The sequence below is a fragment of the Amycolatopsis sp. GA6-003 genome (assembly GCF_046267895.1).
Taxonomy (GTDB): domain Bacteria; phylum Actinomycetota; class Actinomycetes; order Mycobacteriales; family Pseudonocardiaceae; genus Amycolatopsis.
The window spans coordinates 1357085-1373052 of the sequence record NZ_CP176499.1; the positions used below are offsets into that span (position 1 = coordinate 1357085).

12 protein-coding genes are annotated in these 15968 nt (G+C 70.7%); 2 read left to right on the plus strand and 10 right to left on the minus strand.

Annotated elements, in window-relative coordinates:
- Positions 1-41: 41 nt before the first annotated feature.
- The 9 genes from F9C12_RS05790 to F9C12_RS05830 form a co-directional block, all read right to left on the minus strand.
- Positions 42-1604, minus strand: coding sequence for an FAD-binding oxidoreductase (locus tag F9C12_RS05790; RefSeq protein WP_409465068.1), 1563 nt, complete (start codon positions 1602-1604; stop codon positions 42-44).
- The gene (locus tag F9C12_RS05795; protein ID WP_409465069.1) at positions 1601-3286 is read right to left on the minus strand and encodes an FAD-dependent oxidoreductase; all 1686 of its coding nucleotides are present in this window, start codon (positions 3284-3286) and stop codon (positions 1601-1603) included. Before F9C12_RS05795 ends, F9C12_RS05790 begins: the two co-directional genes overlap by 4 nt.
- A 45-nt stretch (positions 3287-3331) precedes the next feature.
- Positions 3332-4810: an FGGY family carbohydrate kinase gene (locus tag F9C12_RS05800; protein ID WP_409465070.1), complete on the minus strand. Its 1479-nt coding sequence runs from the start codon at positions 4808-4810 to the stop codon at positions 3332-3334.
- Positions 4807-6231: an MFS transporter gene (locus F9C12_RS05805; RefSeq protein WP_409180936.1), complete on the minus strand. Its 1425-nt coding sequence runs from the start codon at positions 6229-6231 to the stop codon at positions 4807-4809. Before F9C12_RS05805 ends, F9C12_RS05800 begins: the two co-directional genes overlap by 4 nt.
- A 188-nt stretch (positions 6232-6419) precedes the next feature.
- On the minus strand, positions 6420-7151 hold the full coding sequence (locus F9C12_RS05810) for an amino acid ABC transporter ATP-binding protein (RefSeq protein ID WP_409180937.1): 732 nt from the start codon (positions 7149-7151) through the stop codon (positions 6420-6422).
- Positions 7151-8632 carry an ABC transporter substrate-binding protein/permease gene (locus tag F9C12_RS05815; protein WP_409180938.1) on the minus strand — a complete coding sequence of 494 codons (1482 nt, stop codon included), beginning with the start codon at positions 8630-8632 and terminating at the stop codon, positions 7151-7153. The genes F9C12_RS05810 and F9C12_RS05815 overlap by 1 nt, the downstream gene beginning before the upstream one ends.
- 2 nt (positions 8633-8634) lie before the next feature.
- The gene (gene hutG, locus F9C12_RS05820) at positions 8635-9570 is read right to left on the minus strand and encodes a formimidoylglutamase (protein ID WP_409465071.1); all 936 of its coding nucleotides are present in this window, start codon (positions 9568-9570) and stop codon (positions 8635-8637) included.
- Entirely contained in the window at positions 9567-10310 is a 744-nt protein-coding gene (locus tag F9C12_RS05825; protein ID WP_409465072.1) for an IclR family transcriptional regulator, read from the minus strand. The genes hutG and F9C12_RS05825 overlap by 4 nt, the downstream gene beginning before the upstream one ends.
- A 224-nt stretch (positions 10311-10534) precedes the next feature.
- Positions 10535-11155 (minus strand): permease-like cell division protein FtsX, encoded by a 621-nt coding sequence (locus tag F9C12_RS05830; protein WP_409465073.1) that lies wholly within the window; start codon positions 11153-11155, stop codon positions 10535-10537.
- Positions 11156-11328: 173 nt separating this feature from the next.
- Between F9C12_RS05830 and F9C12_RS05835 the strand changes: the two genes are divergently transcribed.
- Both F9C12_RS05835 and F9C12_RS05840 read left to right on the plus strand, forming a co-directional pair.
- Positions 11329-12738 (plus strand): 3' terminal RNA ribose 2'-O-methyltransferase Hen1, encoded by a 1410-nt coding sequence (locus F9C12_RS05835; protein ID WP_409465074.1) that lies wholly within the window; start codon positions 11329-11331, stop codon positions 12736-12738.
- Entirely contained in the window at positions 12735-15290 is a 2556-nt protein-coding gene (locus F9C12_RS05840) for a polynucleotide kinase-phosphatase (protein WP_409465075.1), read from the plus strand. Before F9C12_RS05835 ends, F9C12_RS05840 begins: the two co-directional genes overlap by 4 nt.
- Positions 15291-15432: 142 nt before the next feature.
- Here F9C12_RS05840 and F9C12_RS05845 read toward each other — a convergent pair whose 3' ends face one another.
- Positions 15433-15906, minus strand: coding sequence for a hypothetical protein (locus F9C12_RS05845; protein ID WP_409180943.1), 474 nt, complete (start codon positions 15904-15906; stop codon positions 15433-15435).
- Between the last annotated feature and the right edge of the window lie 62 nt (positions 15907-15968).

Sequence of the window (15968 nt, forward strand, 5' to 3'; positions counted from 1 at the left end):
CCACCGTTTCATGCCGCCCGCGACTGCCCGTGAAACCCGGGTCAGCTCGCCGAGTCGAGCGGGTTCGGGCCCAGATCGGTCGGCAGCCCGAGCTTGCCCGGGTTCAGCAGCCCGGCCGGGTCCAGCGCCCGCTTCACCGCCGCGAACGTCTCGAACCCGCTGCCCAGCGCGTCCGCCAGGTACGGCCCGCGCAGCAGCCCCGACCCGTGGTGGTGGCTCAGCGCCGCCCCGTGCCGTACCAGCACGGCGTTCGCGGCATCCCAGGCCGACCGGTACCAGTGCCGCCGCTTCTCCGGCTCCACGTCGCCGCGCAGCGAGAAGTACAGGCAGGCCCCGTCGGTGTAAGCGTGCGACTGGTGCGCCGACGCCGCGAGAGTCCCCGGCACCGCCTCGATCGCGGCCACCACCTCGTCGTAAATCGCCGGGAGCGCCGACCACGAACCGGCCATCTCGAGGGTGTCGGCGACGAAACCCGGGCCGGGCATGAAGCCGTCGGCGGACTTGCCGACCAGCATCCGCTCGTCCAGCCAGCGTTCGAACACCGGCTGACCGTCCAATGCGGACCCGGTCGCCGCGCATTCCTCGGCGCTGACCTTGATCATCGCGTCCACCAGCACCGGGTCGCCCTCGTCGGCGATCAGCAGCAGGTTGGTCTCCGGGTGCCCGAAGTGGGTGCCGCTCTCGAGCTTGTCGTACAGCCGCATCGCGGCCGGGGTCGCGCCGCGCTGCATGATCCGGCGGCAGGCGTCGAGGCCGGCGGCGAAGGTCTCGAAGCCGTACGCGACGGCCTTCGAGTACGTCGGCAGCGGGTGCGTGCGCAGCCGGACCGCGGTGATCACGCCGAGCGTGCCCTCCGAGCCGACGAACAGCTGCCGCAGGTCCGGGCCGGTCGCCGCGCGCGGGTAGTCGCCGAAGCGGGCCAGCGTGCCGTCGGCGAGGACGACGTCGAGGCCGACGACCATGTCCTCGATTTTCCCGTACCGGGTGGACAACTGGCCCGCGCCGCGGCAGGCCACCCAGCCGCCGACCGTGGAGATCGCGAACGCGGACGGCCAGTGCCCGGTGGTCGCGCCGTGAGTCTCCTGCAGTTCCTTCTCGAACAGGTCGCCGAACATGCCCGCCTGCACTTCGACGATCTGCGATTCGGCGTCGAACGACACGATCTGGTTGAGCCCGCACACATCCAGCACGACGCCGCCGTACACCGGAAGCGCGGCCCCGGTGACGTTGCTGCGCCCCGCCGACACGGTCAGCGGCACCCGGTGCTCGCCGCACAGCCGGACCGCGGCCTGGATCTGCTCGACGGTGCTGACCTCGGCGATCACCGCGTCCGGGGTCGCCGGGGCGTCCGCGGTCTCGCCGATCATCGAACCGGCCCACCAGTCGCGGGTGCGCAGCACGACCTCGTCGCGTTCGGTGTGCACCGCGTCCGCCAGCCCGCGCAGCGCGTCGGTCAGCTCGGCGGGCACGGCCACCGCGGCCGTCTGCAGCGACGCGCCGCCCTTGCCCGGCTCGGTGCGGCCGCCCCAGCGCGGCGGCGTCGGCGCGCCGACCACGTAATTGCCCCGGTTGAACGGGTGCGTGACGGTCTGACGGCTGATCATGCGTTGGCTCCCAACAGGTTGTCTCCGAACAGGATCGACTTCTCCCGGGCGACGTCCGCCCGGTACTGCTCCACTTGCGCGGCCACGGTTTCCGGGCTGAGGCCCAGTTCCGCGCCGAGCAGCTCGCCGACGAGCGGCGCGGCCGCGACCGACGCGTCCCGCGCGAACAGCCGCAGCCGGGTGCGCCGCGACAGCACGTCGTCGACCGAGCGCGCCATCTCCGAGCGGGCCGCGAACACGACCTCGGCCTTGAGGAAGGGCTGTCCCTCGATGAGCGGCTCCGCCAGCGCCGGGTTCTCGTCGGCCAGCGCGCTCACGAACCGCGCCTCGGTGCCGTAGCGGCCGCCGAGGTGCGCGGCGACGCCGCCGGTCGCGGCGGTGGCCTCCGCGTCGTATCCGGCGCCGCCGATCAGCGGCAGGTTCTTGGTGCGGCACTTGGCTTTCCGGCCCAGCAGGCCGAGCGCCTTGTCCACGACCAGCTCGCCCATGTGCCGGCTCGTGGTGAGCTTGCCGCCGGTCACCGTGACCATGCCCGCGGACACCGTGATGTGGTGGTCGCGGCGCATGTCCAGCGTCGCGCCCTCCTTGCCGCCGACGAGCGGGCGCAGGCCCGCGTAGCTGCCCAGCACGTCGCTGGCGTCCAGTTTGGCGTCGAAGGCGATCTGGGCCCCTTCGAGGAGGAAGTCCATCTCCTCGCGGGTGCAGTGCACGTCGTCGGTCGAGCCGGTGTAGTCGGTGTCGGTGGTGCCGACCACGACGACGTCGCCCCAGCGCGTGCAGGTGGCCCGCCGCGCGCGGCCCGGGATCGGCACGGTGACCGTGCAGTCGTTGCGGATCTTCGCCCACGGCAGCACGATGTGCACGCCCTTGGCCGGACGGACCTGCGGTTGGTGCCCGTGGTCGGCCATGCCCTCGACCCGGTCGGCCCACACGCCGGTGGCGTTGACCACGACGCGCGCCCGGACGTCGAGCTGCTCGCCGTCGGCCCGCACCGTCGCGCCGGTGACCCGTCCGCCCGCGGTGCGCAATCCGGTCACCTCGGCGCCGTTGACCACCACCGCGCCGAGCCGGGCGGCGCTGCGCACGATCGCCAGCGTCAGCCGTGCGTCGTCAGCGCGGCTGTCGTAATACATCAGGCCGCCCTTGAGGTTCTCCGCGCGCAACGTCGGGGCGTGCGCGAGCACCTCGTCGACGGTGAGCCGCTGGTGCAGCTTGCCGATCCGCCAGCCGCCCGCGAGGTCGTAGGTCCACAAGAGACTCTCGAAGGCCTTGGCGATGCGCGCGTCGAACACCCCGTCCTTGGCCAGGATCGGGAACAGGAACGGCAGCCGCTGCACCAGATGCGGGGCGTTGCGGCGGAACCGCTGGCGCTCCAGCAGCGAATGCCGGACCAGGTCGAGGTTGCCCTGCTCGATGTAGCGCAGGCCGCCGTGCACCATTTTGGACGACTTGGACGAGGTTCCGGACGCGAAGTCGTCGCGCTCCACCAGCGCCACCTTCAAGCCGCGCGAGGCGGCGTCGAGCGCGGTGTAGGCGCCCGTGACGCCGCCGCCGATCACCAGCACGTCGAACGTGCCGGTTTCGAGGTCGGTCAGCGCGGCGCGGCGGTCCAGCCGCAGCGGCGCGGACAGGGTCGCCCTCGCGGCGACGGCGTTCGGCCGTCGAGACGGCAGTGTGAACATGAGCTTGTCTCTCCACTCAAAGTTGAAAACGTCCGCAAAGGACGGTCAGGACAGCGAGACCGCGAGCACGTCCTGCCAGCGGGCGCGCAGTTCGCGGCGTTCGTCCTCGGGCAGCCGAGGTTCGAAGATCTCGCCTTTTCCTTGATGTGCGACGGCTTCGGCCAACGACGGCCACACGCCCAGCCGGACGCCCGCGAGATACGCCGCGCCCCGGAGGCTGGCGGTCGCCGAATCGGCCACTCGCTCGATCTCGGCCCCGGCGAAGTCGGCTTGGCTTTGCAGGAGTACGTCGCTCGCGGCCAATCCGCCCCCGGCGCGCAGCCGGGTGACCGGCCGGTTCATCGTCGTGCGCAGCGCGTCGACGGTGTCGCTCACCGCGTGCGCGATCCCGTCGAGCACCGCGCGCGCCACCACGTCGCGCGTGGTGGCCAGGCTCAGCCCGGTCAGCAGCCCGCGCGCGTCGGGCCGCTGCACTGGCGTGCGCAGCCCGGCCAGCGTGGGCACGAACCAGGTCGAGGTGCTTCTCGGCTGGGCCGCCGCCAGTGCGCTGATCTCGGCCGCGGTACGGAACAGCCCGAGATCCTCGGTGAGCCACCGCAAGGCGGAACCGGTGGTCGAGGTGTAGGCCTCCAGGCTGAACCGGCTGTGCCCGGAGCTGCGCCAGCCGACCAGGCACAGCACGCCGTCGACCTTGCCGAGCCCGTCCGGCGGCTCGTCCCCGGCCAGTGCGCCGACGAAAGTGCCGGTGCCGTGCACGCAGGTGCCCTGGCCCGGAGTCAGCGCGCCGAGCGCGATCAGCGAGGCGTGCTGGTCGCCCATCACCGCGGCGATCGGCACCTCGATGCCGAGCAGGTCCGGGTCGGTGTGCCCGAAATCGCCGTCGTCGTCGACCGGCGGCGGGGCCAGCTCGGCCGGGAAACCCAGTGCGGCCAGCCATTCCCGGTCCCACGCGTGCTCGCGCAGCCGGTACCCGCCGAACGCGACGGCGTTGGTCGCCGACATGACATACCTGCTGCGCCCGCTGAGATGCCAGACGAGCCAGGTGTCGACCGAACCGAACCGCACGCGGTCGGCGGGCACGCCGAGCCGGCCGAGCTGCCGCGCGGCCCAGAGGAACGGGGCGCGGGTGCCGACCGGGCGGCCGGTCCTCTCCCAGAGCACCGGATCCCACTCCGGAGCGAGTTTCGCCAGCTCGTCCGCGTACCGGGTGTCCTGCCACACCACGGCCGGAGCCAGCGGCCGCCCGGTCTCGCTGTCCCAGAGGATCGCGGTCGCGCGCTGCGTGCACACCGACATCCCGACGATCTCGACGCCGTTCTCCCCCGCCCACGCGATCGCCTGGCGGGCGACGTCGACGGTGCGCTCCAGCAGTTGCGCCGCGTCCTGCTCCACCCGCGACGGTTCGGGATGGACGACGTCGACCGCGGTGTAGAACGACGGCCCGGCCACGCCGTCCTCGCCGACCACGGCGGCTCTCGTGCCCGTCGAACCCTCGTCGACCGCCAGGATTCCGCGCCGCGTCACGCCGTCCTCCCCGGCAGCGAGATCTCCTCGTCGTCCGGGTCGACGCCGCTGCGGGTCGGGTCCCAGCGCACGATGAGGCAGGACACCAGGCCGAGCGCGGGCACCACGGCGAGCAGCGCGATCGTCGGGCCGAGCCCCATCGCCTCCTTGATCTGCGGGAACACGTACAGCCCGACGACGCTGCCGAAGCTCCCGAGCATGCCGGTCACGCCGGTGCCGAGGGTGCGCACGTCGCTGCGGTAGGACAGCGCGGCGATCGACTTGCCGTTCGCGCCGGGGCCCGCCGAATGGAAGAAGATGAACAGGAACGGCAGCAGGAACCCGATCGCGATCGGCAGCTTCCCGAAGCCGAGCCCCATCACCAGCAGGATGGCGAACGCGAAGGCGTACCCGATCGCGGAGCTGACCCGCAGCCCGATCTTCCGGCCGAAGTACGCCGACAGCGCGCCGCCGACGATCCCGGCGACGTTGAAGACCATCGACCCGAGCGTGGCCGTCTCGAATTTGTCGCCGAAGATCGCGAGGCTGATCACCGGCAGATACCAGCCGACCGCGAAGTACTGCATGGCCTGGGTCAGCGAGATCGCCGTGGACAGGAACGTGCGCGGCAGGTAGGGCTTGCGGAACAGCACGCCCGCCTGCCGGAACCCGATCTTGCGTTCCTCGGCCGCGGCGTCCTCGGCGCTCGGCGTTCCCGGCGACACGGCGAAACCGTAGATCCGGCGGAGGCTGCGCGCCGCCTCGGGCAGCCGTCCCTTGGCCGCGAGCCACGACGGGCTCTCGGCGAGGAACGCGATCTGCAGCACCAGCAGCGCGAGCGCGAAGACCCCGGCCGAGCCGACCGACCAGCGCCAGATCTCCACCGCCACGCCGGCTTTGTAGAACACCAGCGTCAGCGCGAGGTTCACCGTGGTGGCGACGTACCAGACGGACTGCCACAGGTTGAGCCGTCCGCGCAGCGACGCCGGGGTGTACTCGGCGAGCAGCGCCATCGCGACCGCGAAGTCGACGCCGTAGGCGACGCCGACCAGCCCGCGCCCGGCCCAGACCGCCTCGAAGCTGCCGCCGGTCGCGGTGAGCACCGCGCCGAGCCCGGCGATCGCCTTCGCCGCGATCAGCGGTTTGACCCGGCCGATCCGCGCGGCCAGCCAGCCGCCCGCCGGGTTGAACAGGATGGCGACCGCGGGCGCGGTCGCGGTGAGCAGGCCGACCTGGCCCGCGCTGAGCCCCAGTTCCTTGGTCATCGGCGCGAGACCGGCGCCGAGCGCGGCGTTCGAGTACGCGTCGAGGAACAGCCCGCCCAAGACCAGGTACCAGAGCAGGTTCGCCTTGCGCGGCAACGCGGACAACGTGTTGATCAGCGCGGTGACCTGCGAAACATTCGCGATCGATCGCGGCGTTGCGACCGTGGGAGAACTCATGGACCGCCAACTTTCTGCGCTGGCTGTCAGCGATCCCGGCATACGAAAAACAGACACGACGAAGACCGCTGACAGTGGCTCTTCGTCTGTGCCTGTCTGAGAAAGCAAGGTTAAGCGGCGGACCCGAGCGCGTCAAGACTCGTGAGCGGCGATCACGGTTCTAACCGTGATCGCCACTCACGACGTCCCTACAGCACCTTTTCCAGGAAGGCCTGGGCGCGCGGGTTCGCGTTGCCCTCGGAGAAGAACTCGGCGGGCGGCAGGTCGGCGGCGATCTTCCCGCCGTCCACGAAGACCACGCGGTCGGCGACCTTGCGGGCGAACCCCATCTCGTGCGTGACCACGAGCATCGTCATGCCGTCCTTGGCCAGCTCGCTCATGATGTCGAGGACGTCCTGCACGACCTCGGGGTCCAGCGCCGAGGTGGGCTCGTCGAAGAGCATCAGCTTCGGGTCCATCGCGGCGGCGCGCACGATCGCGACGCGCTGTTTCTGCCCGCCGGACAGCCGGTTGGGATACGCGCCAGCGCGGTCGAGCATGCCGACGCGGTCCAGCAGGGCGCGCGCCTTTGCCTCGGCTTCTTCCTTGCTCCGCTTGAGCACGTTCATCTGCGGCAGCACGACATTGCGCAGCACTGTCATGTTCGGGAACAGGTTGAAGTGCTGGAACACCATGCCCATCCGGGACCGCAGGCGGTCGAGGTCGACGCCGCGGCCGGTCAGGTCCTCGCCGTCGAACGACACGCGGCCGGACGTCGGGGTCTCCAGCAGGTTGAGGCAGCGCAGGAACGTGGACTTCCCGCCGCCGCTGGGGCCGATCACCGCGACCACCTGTCCGGGCTCGATCGCGAAGTCGATCCCGTCGAGCACCTTCACGTCCCCATAGGACTTCGTCAGGCCGTGGACTTCCAACAGTGCCATCAGATGTACACCGCCATCTTCTTCTCGAGGGTGCGCGTCGTGAAGCTGATCAGGTTGGTGAGCAGGTAATACAGCAGGCCGATGAACAGGTACACGGTCAGCGCGTCGAAGGTGCGGGAGATGATGGTCTGTCCCACCAGGAACAGCTCGTGAATGGTCACGAAGGACACCAGGGCCGAGTTCTTCGTCAGCGACACGAATTCGTTGCCCAGCGGCGGAAGCATCCGCAGGAACGCCTGCGGGATGATCACGTGCCGCATCGCCGACACCTGCGACATGCCGCACGAGCGCGCGGCTTCCAGCTGCCCGCGGTCGATGGACTGCACGGCTCCGCGGAAGATCTCGGTCACGTACGAGCCGCTGTAGAGCCCGAGCGAGATGATGCCCGCGGTCATCGGCGGGAGCTGCAGGCCGAGCTGCGGAAGTCCGAAGTAGATGAAGAACAGCTGCACCACGAACGGAGTTCCGCGGATCACCGACACGTAGCCGTTGCCGATCCACCGGACCGGCGCGATCTTGCTGAGCTTCGCGAATCCGCCGAGCGTGCCGAGCAGCAGGCTCAGCGCCAGCGCGAGCAGGATCACCTGGAGGCTGACCAGCAGGCCCTGCCAGAGCTGTCCGGAGGAATCGACGATGGTGGAGAAGTTGAACAGCGAGTGCCCGCCCGATTTCGCCGCGGTGCTTTCCGCGCCGAACCACTTTTCGGTGGCCTGCTGGTAGGAACCGTCGTCGCGCATCTGCTTGAGCGCGGCGTTGAACGCGGTCCGCAGTTCGGCGTCGGCCTTCTGGAAGGCGTAGCCGTAGTTCTCTTCGGTCAGCCGGTCGCCGACCTGTTTGAGGCCGCCCTGCTGGGCGATGAAGTACTTCCCGGCCGGGGCCCCGGTCACGACGGCGTCCGCCTGGCCCAGCTTGACCGAGGAGAACATCTGCTCGTTGGTCTGCGCGGTGATCAGCTGCGCGGCGGGCTGGTGCTGGGTCAGCCAGTCGACGGACTTCGTGCCGACCTGGACCGCGACGCGCTTGCCGGCGAGATCCTTGAGCGAGGCGACGGAATTGTCCTTGTCGGACACGAAAACCGCGAGCCCGCCCGGATAGTAGATGTCCGAGAAGTCGACGGCCTTCTGCCGCGCGGGGCTGATGTAGATCGCCGACGCGCCGACGTCGATCTGGTTCGCCTGCAGCGCCGGGACGATGTTGCCGAACGGCATCTGGACGAAGTCGACCTTCTTGATGCCCGCGCGCTGCGCGAGCGCCCGGACCAGGTCGATGTCGAAGCCGAGCTGGCCGCCCTTGGCGTCGGTGAACTCGAACGGCGGGAACGTGGCGTCGGTGCCGACCCGGAGCGCGGTCTGCCCGGACCGCAGCGCGGCGAGCTTCCCGCCCTGCGGTTCGGCCGCGCTCGCCGCGCTCACCGGCAGGAACGCGAGCAGGCAGGCCAGCAGCACGGCGGCGAGCCGCGGCCAGATTCGCTGAGGGGGCATGGTCAGTGTCCTTCCGGGACCGGACGGCTCGTCACGAGCGTGTGCGCGAGACGGGCCGCGATCCGGGCTGTGCGGTGGTCGACGTCGTAGACGGGGTTCAGTTCGGTGAGATCGGCGAGGGCGAGCTTCGGGTCGCTCGCGACCAGCCGGCACACCTCGAGGACGACCGCGGCGGGTACGCCGAGGGTCGCCGGGGCGCTGACTCCGGGCGCCTGCGCGGCGGGGAGCACGTCGAGATCGATCGACAGGTACAGCGCGTCGACGTCCGCGACGAAGCCCCGGACGAAGTCGAGAACTCGCTCGAGACGGCGTTCCTGGCAGTCGACGTCCAGGAGGTGGCGAACGTTCAGTTCGGCGGCCGTCCGGAACAACGCGGCGGTGTTGCCGGGTTCGCTGATTCCGACCACGGCGTAAGCGAATTCCGCGCCGCGTCCGGCTTCCCGGGCGGCGATCTGCCGGAACGGGGTGCCCGAGGACGCGCGGTCTGCCGTCCTGAGGTCGAAGTGCGCGTCGAGGTTGAGGATGCCGAGGCGCCGTCCGTCCAGGAGCCCGCTGCGGGCGAGACCGAGGTAGGAGCCGTACGCCGTTTCGTGGCCGCCGCCAAGCACGAGCGGGAAGTTCCCGTCGGCGAGCTGCTTGCCGACCAGTTCGCCGAGGTTCTCTTGCCCCGCTTCCAGCTCGTCGCCTTCGACGACTACATCCCCCAGGTCGTCCACGGTGAACACGGGCGGGATCGCGAACGACGCCAGCGCTTTCCGGATCGCGTCCGGGCCCGCCTGCGCTCCGGGCCGTCCGCCGTTGCGCCGGACCCCGGCGTCGCTGGCGAAGCCGAGCAGCGAAACGCCTGGGGCGCTGGAGAATTCGTTGACGGCGTGGTGCCATCGGCGATGTTCCGGACCGCTGCCGTCGTGGCGTCCGGTCCACGGGGTTGTGCTCACACGTGCTCCTGCAATCGGCTGATGTCCTGCGCGGCGGCGTGGGTGAGCGTGACGAGGGACTCGCGGCGCGGGCGCACGCGGAAATCCGGGGCCATCGTGCTGACCGTGCCGACGAGGTTCCGGTGCCGGTCCAGCACCGGCACGCTCACGCCCCACACGCCCGGATCGACCTGGCCGACGCTCTCCGCGAAGCCCTGGTCGCGGACCCGACGCAGCTCTGCTTCCAGCTTCGCGACCTGCTCCCCGCTCAGCCCGTGCGCGTGCGCCGAAGCCGCGACCCGCTCGTCCGGCAGATGCGCCAGCAACGCCTGCGCACTGGCCCCGAAGACGAGCGGCTTGCTCAGCCCCGGCGAAAAACTGCACCGGACGACCCGGGTCCCCTCGGCAGCTTCGACGCAGAGCACGTCGTTGTCGCGGGCGATGAGGAACGCGGCGAGTTCGTCGGTGTCCGCCGCGAGCTGCCGGAGCCGCCGCTTGACGCCGCCCTGGCCGAGCGCCTCGCGGCGGTAGTTCTCGGCCATCTGGACGGTGAGCGACCCGGCGCAGTAGCGGCCGCGGGTGCGGGCTTGGTGCACGAGGCCGATCTCGACGAACGTCGTCAGGTAGCGGTAGACGGCGCTGGAGGGAATGCCCGTGCCGACGGAGACCTCCTCCGCCGTGGCGCTCTCCCGCTCGGCGAAAACCGCCAGGATCCGCGCCGCCCTCGTCCCGGCCTTCCGGTTGGCATCCGCGCTTGTCATGGCGGGCACGCTACGTCGCGGGCGAGCGTGCGCCCAGGGCATTTTCCCGGTCAATGGGAAGTTTATTCCCAGTGATTGGCTGTGTGCGGAGCGGAGCGGCGGTGCTCTTCGGGTCGTGTGCTCCCGCTATCGGGCGCGTTCGGACGCACCGCTCAGCGACTGAGGGCGCCGTCGAAAGGGTTTTCAGCCCGTTGCCCCTCGCGGGCGAGGTCCGGAACGGGCGATCAGCGGGAGTGCTCGCCGTTGGGCAGGCAGTTCGGATCCCGGTAGCCGGGCCCGGTGAACCGGCTGCGGGCCTCCTTGTCGTCGCTGACTTTCCGCGCCGCGGGGAATTGGACGCGGAACTGGCCGGCGATGTCCGCCGTCGCGTTCTGGTCCTTCGGCACCACGACGACCGAGGCGGGCATGGCGTCCGCACCCGTCATCCGCAGCAGCTCCGGCTGGTTCGCGAAGATCCGCCGGAACCTCGCGTAAGCCTCCTGCTGAGTCTCGGTGTAGGACCGCAGGACCCGGGAATCACCGCGCAACGCCCGGGCGACGGCCGTCATCTCGGCGTCGGTTTTGAGATTCACAGTCACGGTGTCGGCGCAGACGTCATGGGCGCCGAGCGGTATCGCACCGTCCGGCAACGCGTACCCGTCCATGGCGCGCCCGTCGAACAGCCACCATCCCGAACCGCCCAGCACGGCGACAGCTGCGAGCACGACCGCGGCCGTCGCCAGCCGGTACCAACGGCCCGCGCGTGATTGGCGTGGCAGCGCGGCCGACGGCGGGGCGGCCGATGGCGGGGCTGCCGTCTCCGGGCCCTGTGGCTCATCGTCCGCGCCGGTGTCCCGGTCGTTCATCACGTGTCCCAGTTCTGTGTTCGCCTGAACACAGCTTCCGGTTATCGGGCACGAGGACACCGCCGTTACGGAGAAAACCGCATTGCGGCGTTGGGCACATCCCGCGCGCCTCAGCCGGCGATGAGCCGGAAACTCCCGCGACACGGACAAATGCCCTGCGGAATACTCCCCTGGTGTTCCTGACAGTCACCACGACCCACCAGCCCGCCTCCGACCTCGGGTTCCTGCTGCACAAGCACCCGGGCCGGGTCCAGTCGTTCGAGCTTTCCGCCGGACAAGCGCACGTCTTCTACCCCGAGGCGTCCGACACGCGGTGCACCGCCGCGCTCATGCTCGAGGTCGACCCAGTGGCGCTGGTGCGCGGCAAGGCGGGCTCCGGCGACGGGTTCACGCTCGGCCAGTACGTCAACGACCGCCCCTACGCGGCGTCCAGCCTGCTTTCCGTGGCGCTCAAGGAAGTCTTCCGCACCGCGCTCGCCGGACGGTGCGAGTCGCGTCCGGAGCTGGCCGCCGGCGCGATCCCGCTCGACCTCCGGATCCCGGCCTGTCCGGGCGGCCCCGAGCTGGTGCGCCGGATGTTCGAGCCCCTCGGCTGGACGGTCGAGGCGACCGCGCTCCCGCTGGATCCGCAGGTCCCGCAGTGGGGCGATTCGCGCTATGTCGACCTCCGGCTCACCGGCGAGCTTCGGCTGGCCGACGCGCTCAACCACGTCTACGTGCTGCTGCCCGTCCTCGACAACGCGAAGCACTACTGGGTCGGCGAAGAAGAGATCGACAAGCTCCTGCGCGCCGGCGGCGACTGGCTTGCCGGGCATCCGGAGAAGGAGCTGATCACCCGCCGCTACCTCGCGCACCGCCGGGCTTTGACGACCGCCGCGTTGACGCGGCTGGCCGAAGTGGACGATTCGGAGCCGGAGGAAATCGACAACGCGCTCGCCGAGCCCGCGATTCTCGAAGCGCCGGACCGTCCGGTGGCGCTGGCCGAGCAGCGGCGCGGCACGATCATGGCGGTGCTGCGGTCGCTGGGCGCTCGCTCGGTCGGCGACTTCGGCTGCGGCGAGGGTGCGCTGGTGCGCGATCTGCTGGCCGAAAAGTCCGTCGAGCGGATCGTGGCCGCGGACGTTTCGGCTCGCGCGCTGCAGGTCGCGGCGCGGAAGCTGCGGCTGGAGCGGATGTCCGAGACGGAACGGGCCAGGCTGGAGCTGCTGCAGTCCTCGCTCACCTACCGCGACGACCGGCTCGCCGGCCTCGACGCGGCAGTGTTGATGGAGGTCATCGAGCACGTCGACCCGCCGCGCCTCGGAGCGCTGGAGCGCACCGTGTTCGAGTTCGCCGCCCCGCGCGCGGTCGTCGTGACCACGCCCAACCGCGAGTACAACGTGCGTTTCGAGTCGCTGCCCGCGGGCAAGCTGCGGCACCGGGACCACCGTTTCGAATGGACTCGCGCCGAGTTTCGCGCGTGGGCGGACCGGGTCGCGAGCAGCTACGGCTACGGCGTGCGGCTGCTGCCGGTCGGCTCCGACGACCCCGAAGTCGGCCCGGCGACGCAGCTGGCCCTGTTCACGAAAGGAGGTGCGGAATGAGCACGCTTGAGATTCCCGACCGGTGCCTCGTCGTGCTGGTCGGCGCGAGCGGGTCGGGCAAGTCGACGTTCGGCCGCGCGCAATTCAAGCCGACCGAGGTGCTCTCGTCGGACTTCTGCCGCGGTCTGGTGGCCGACGACGAGAACGACCAGTCGGCGACCAAGGACGCCTTCGACGTCCTGCACTACATCGCCGGCAAACGGCTCGCCGCCGGGCGGCTGACCGTCATCGACGCGACCAACGTGCAACCGGACTCGCGCAAGTCGCTGGTCGCGCTGGCCAAGGAGCACGACGTGCTTCCGGTGGCGATCGTTTTGGACCTGCCGGAATCGCTGTGCGTCGCGCGCAACGCCGACCGGGCGGACCGGACGTTCGGCGCGCACGTGATCCGGCGGCAGCGAGACCAGCTGCGCCGCGGATTGCGCAGCCTGCAGAAGGAAGGCTTCCGGACGGTGCACGTGCTGCGCACCCCGGAAGAGGTCGCCGAAGCGACGATCACGCGGGTCCCGCTGTACAACGACCTGCGCCACGAGACCGGGCCGTTCGACATCGTCGGCGACATCCACGGCTGCCGCGCCGAACTCGAAACGCTGCTCGGCGAACTCGGCTACGCCATCGAGCGCGACGACGAGGGCCGCGCGGTCGGCGCGCAGCATCCGGAGCGCCGGGCGGTGTTCGTCGGCGATCTCGTCGACCGCGGCCCGGACACGCCGGGCGTGCTGCGGCTCGTGATGGGCATGGTGCGTGCCGGAAATGCCTTCTGCGTCACCGGAAACCACGAGCACAAGCTGCTGCGCGCACTGCGCGGCCGGAATGTGCAGGTCACGCACGGGCTTGCCGAGTCGCTCGAGCAGCTCGCCGCCGAAACCCCCGAATTCCGCGCCGAGGCGCAGGAGTTCATGGACGGCCTGGTCAGCCACTACGTCCTGGACGGCGGACAGCTGGTCGTCGCGCACGCGGGGATCACCGAACGCTTCCAGGGCCGCGCGTCCGGGCGGGTGCGGAGCTTCTGCATGTACGGGCAGAGCACCGGCGAGACCGACGAATTCGGCCTGCCGGTGCGTTATCCGTGGGCGAACGAGTACCGCGGCCGCGCGATGGTCGTCTACGGCCACACCCCGGTGCCCGCGCCGGAATGGGTGAACAACACCCTGTGCCTGGACACCGGGTGCGTGTTCGGCGGGACGCTGACGGCGTTGCGGTATCCGGAAAAAGAGATCGTCTCCGTGCCGGCGGCCGAGGTCTATTACGAGCCCGCCAAACCGTTCCCCGCCAACCCGGCGGCCGCGGAATCCGTCGCGCACCGCGATCCGGGCGTCCTCGACGTCGCCGACGTCCTGGGCCGGCGGGTGATCGAAACCGCCTACCAGAAGCGGATCGGCGTGCGCGAGGAGAACGCAGCCGCGGCGCTGGAGGTGATGTCGCGGTTCGCGATCGACCCGCGCTGGCTGGTCTACCTGCCGCCGACCATGTCGCCGGTCGCCACCGCGACGGCCGACGGGCTGCTGGAACACCCGGACCAGGCGTTCGGCTATTACCGCGCGGAGGGCGTGGATTCCGTGGTGTGCGAGGAAAAGCACATGGGCTCGAGGGCGGTGGCGCTGGTGTGCCGGTCGCTCGACGCGGCCCGGACCCGCTTCGGCGCGCCCGGCGAAGCGCTCGGCGCGGTGTGGACGCGGACCGGACGGCACTTCTTCCCCGAAGCCCTGACGGCCGAAGCGGTCGACCGGATCCGCGCGGCCGCGGAGAAGGCGGGCCTGTTCGACGAACTCGGCTCGGACTGGCTGCTGCTCGACGGAGAACTGCTGCCGTGGAGCGTGAAGGCCGAACAGTTGCTGCGCGAGCAGTACGCGGCTGTCGGCGCTGCCGCCCGCTCGGCGCTCCCGGCCGCGGTGACCGCGCTGGCCGCCGCTGAGAAGTCCGGCCTCGACGTGTCCGCCTTGCTGGAGCGCACGCGTTCCCGCGCGGGCAACGCGGACGCGTTCGCAGAGTCGTACCGGCGTTACTGCTGGCCGACCGACGGCCTCGACGGCGTGCGCTTCGCGCCCTTCCAGGTGCTGGCGTCGGCCGGGCAAGCGCACCACAAGCGACCCCACGACTGGCACCTCGCGCTGGCGGACCGGCTGGTCGAAAGCAGCGACGGTTTCCTCGCCCCGACTGAGCGGTTGCCGGTCGACACCACCGATCCCGCCTCAGTCGCGGCGGCCGTCGAATGGTGGACCGGACTCACCGCGCGGGGCGGCGAGGGCATGGTGGTCAAACCGGCCGCGAACCTGGTCCGGGGCTCGCACGGGCTGGTGCAGCCGGGTCTGAAGGTCCGCGGCCGCGAATACCTGCGGATCATCTACGGCCCCGACTACACCGAGGAACGCCACCTGTCTCGGCTGCGGCACCGAGGCCTGGGCCACAAGCGCTCGCTGGCGCTGCGAGAGTACGGTCTCGGCCTCGAAGCGCTGGACCGCCTCGCCCGCGACGAGCCGATGTGGCGCGTGCACGAGTGCGTTTTCGCCGTGCTGGCCTTGGAATCCGAGCCGGTCGACCCTCGGCTGTAGACGGCACCGGTGCGTTTCCGCATTGTCGCGGAAACGCACCGGTGCGCTCAGTCACGCTGCTCTGGAATCCGAACCCGTCGACCCTCGCTCGCAGACGAAACCGGTGCGTTTCCGCAATCGCGGAAACGCACCGTTCGCTCAGTCACGCCGTGTACGGCGACCGCTGCTCCAGCGACGGGCTCACGTCCGGACGCCGCCCCTCCTGCCCAGGCACCGGGGTCACCGTCGGGGCCTGCAGGTCCGTCTCCGACCGGCGGGCCAGCCGGTCGTCGCGGTGGGCGATCGCGTCCGCCACGTCCTGCTCGCCGCGGATGCGGGCCAGCGCGCCCAGGGTGGCCGCGTGCGCCAGTGCCAGGATCAGCAGCAGCACGCCCACCCGTCCGACGACGCCCGGCAGGTCGCTCCCGCCGAGGTCGACGGTCGAGATCAAGGCCAGTACGCCCAGGGTCACCAGGTGGAACAACACGGTCACCAGCCTCGTCATCGAGGCGCCGGATCCAGGGTCCCCGTAGGCGTTCGCGAGGTAACGGCGGCCGCTGCGGTAGATGATCTGGCCGTCCACCAGGACCAGCGCTATCCCGATCGCGAGGAACGAGAGGTATGCGTTGGTGCTCATGCCGGGTACTCCTTTCCTGCCGTGCTCCGATCCCCCGGTTACCCGTCGTGGCGCGCCGGAAA

Bases quoted from the DNA above. Each gene is read 5' to 3' on its own strand.
- F9C12_RS05830 (WP_409465073.1), bottom strand. From the start codon at position 11,155: ATGAACGACCGGGACACCGGCGCGGACGATGAGCCACAGGGCCCGGAG.
- F9C12_RS05795 (WP_409465069.1), bottom strand. From the start codon at position 3,286: ATGTTCACACTGCCGTCTCGACGGCCGAACGCCGTCGCCGCGAGGGCG.
- F9C12_RS05815 (WP_409180938.1), bottom strand. From the start codon at position 8,632: ATGCCCCCTCAGCGAATCTGGCCGCGGCTCGCCGCCGTGCTGCTGGCC.
- F9C12_RS05825 (WP_409465072.1), bottom strand. From the start codon at position 10,310: ATGACAAGCGCGGATGCCAACCGGAAGGCCGGGACGAGGGCGGCGCGG.
- F9C12_RS05810 (WP_409180937.1), bottom strand. From the start codon at position 7,151: ATGGCACTGTTGGAAGTCCACGGCCTGACGAAGTCCTATGGGGACGTG.
- F9C12_RS05845 (WP_409180943.1), bottom strand. From the start codon at position 15,906: ATGAGCACCAACGCATACCTCTCGTTCCTCGCGATCGGGATAGCGCTG.
- F9C12_RS05805 (WP_409180936.1), bottom strand. From the start codon at position 6,231: ATGAGTTCTCCCACGGTCGCAACGCCGCGATCGATCGCGAATGTTTCG.
- F9C12_RS05790 (WP_409465068.1), bottom strand. From the start codon at position 1,604: ATGATCAGCCGTCAGACCGTCACGCACCCGTTCAACCGGGGCAATTAC.
- F9C12_RS05840 (WP_409465075.1), top strand. From the start codon at position 12,735: ATGAGCACGCTTGAGATTCCCGACCGGTGCCTCGTCGTGCTGGTCGGC.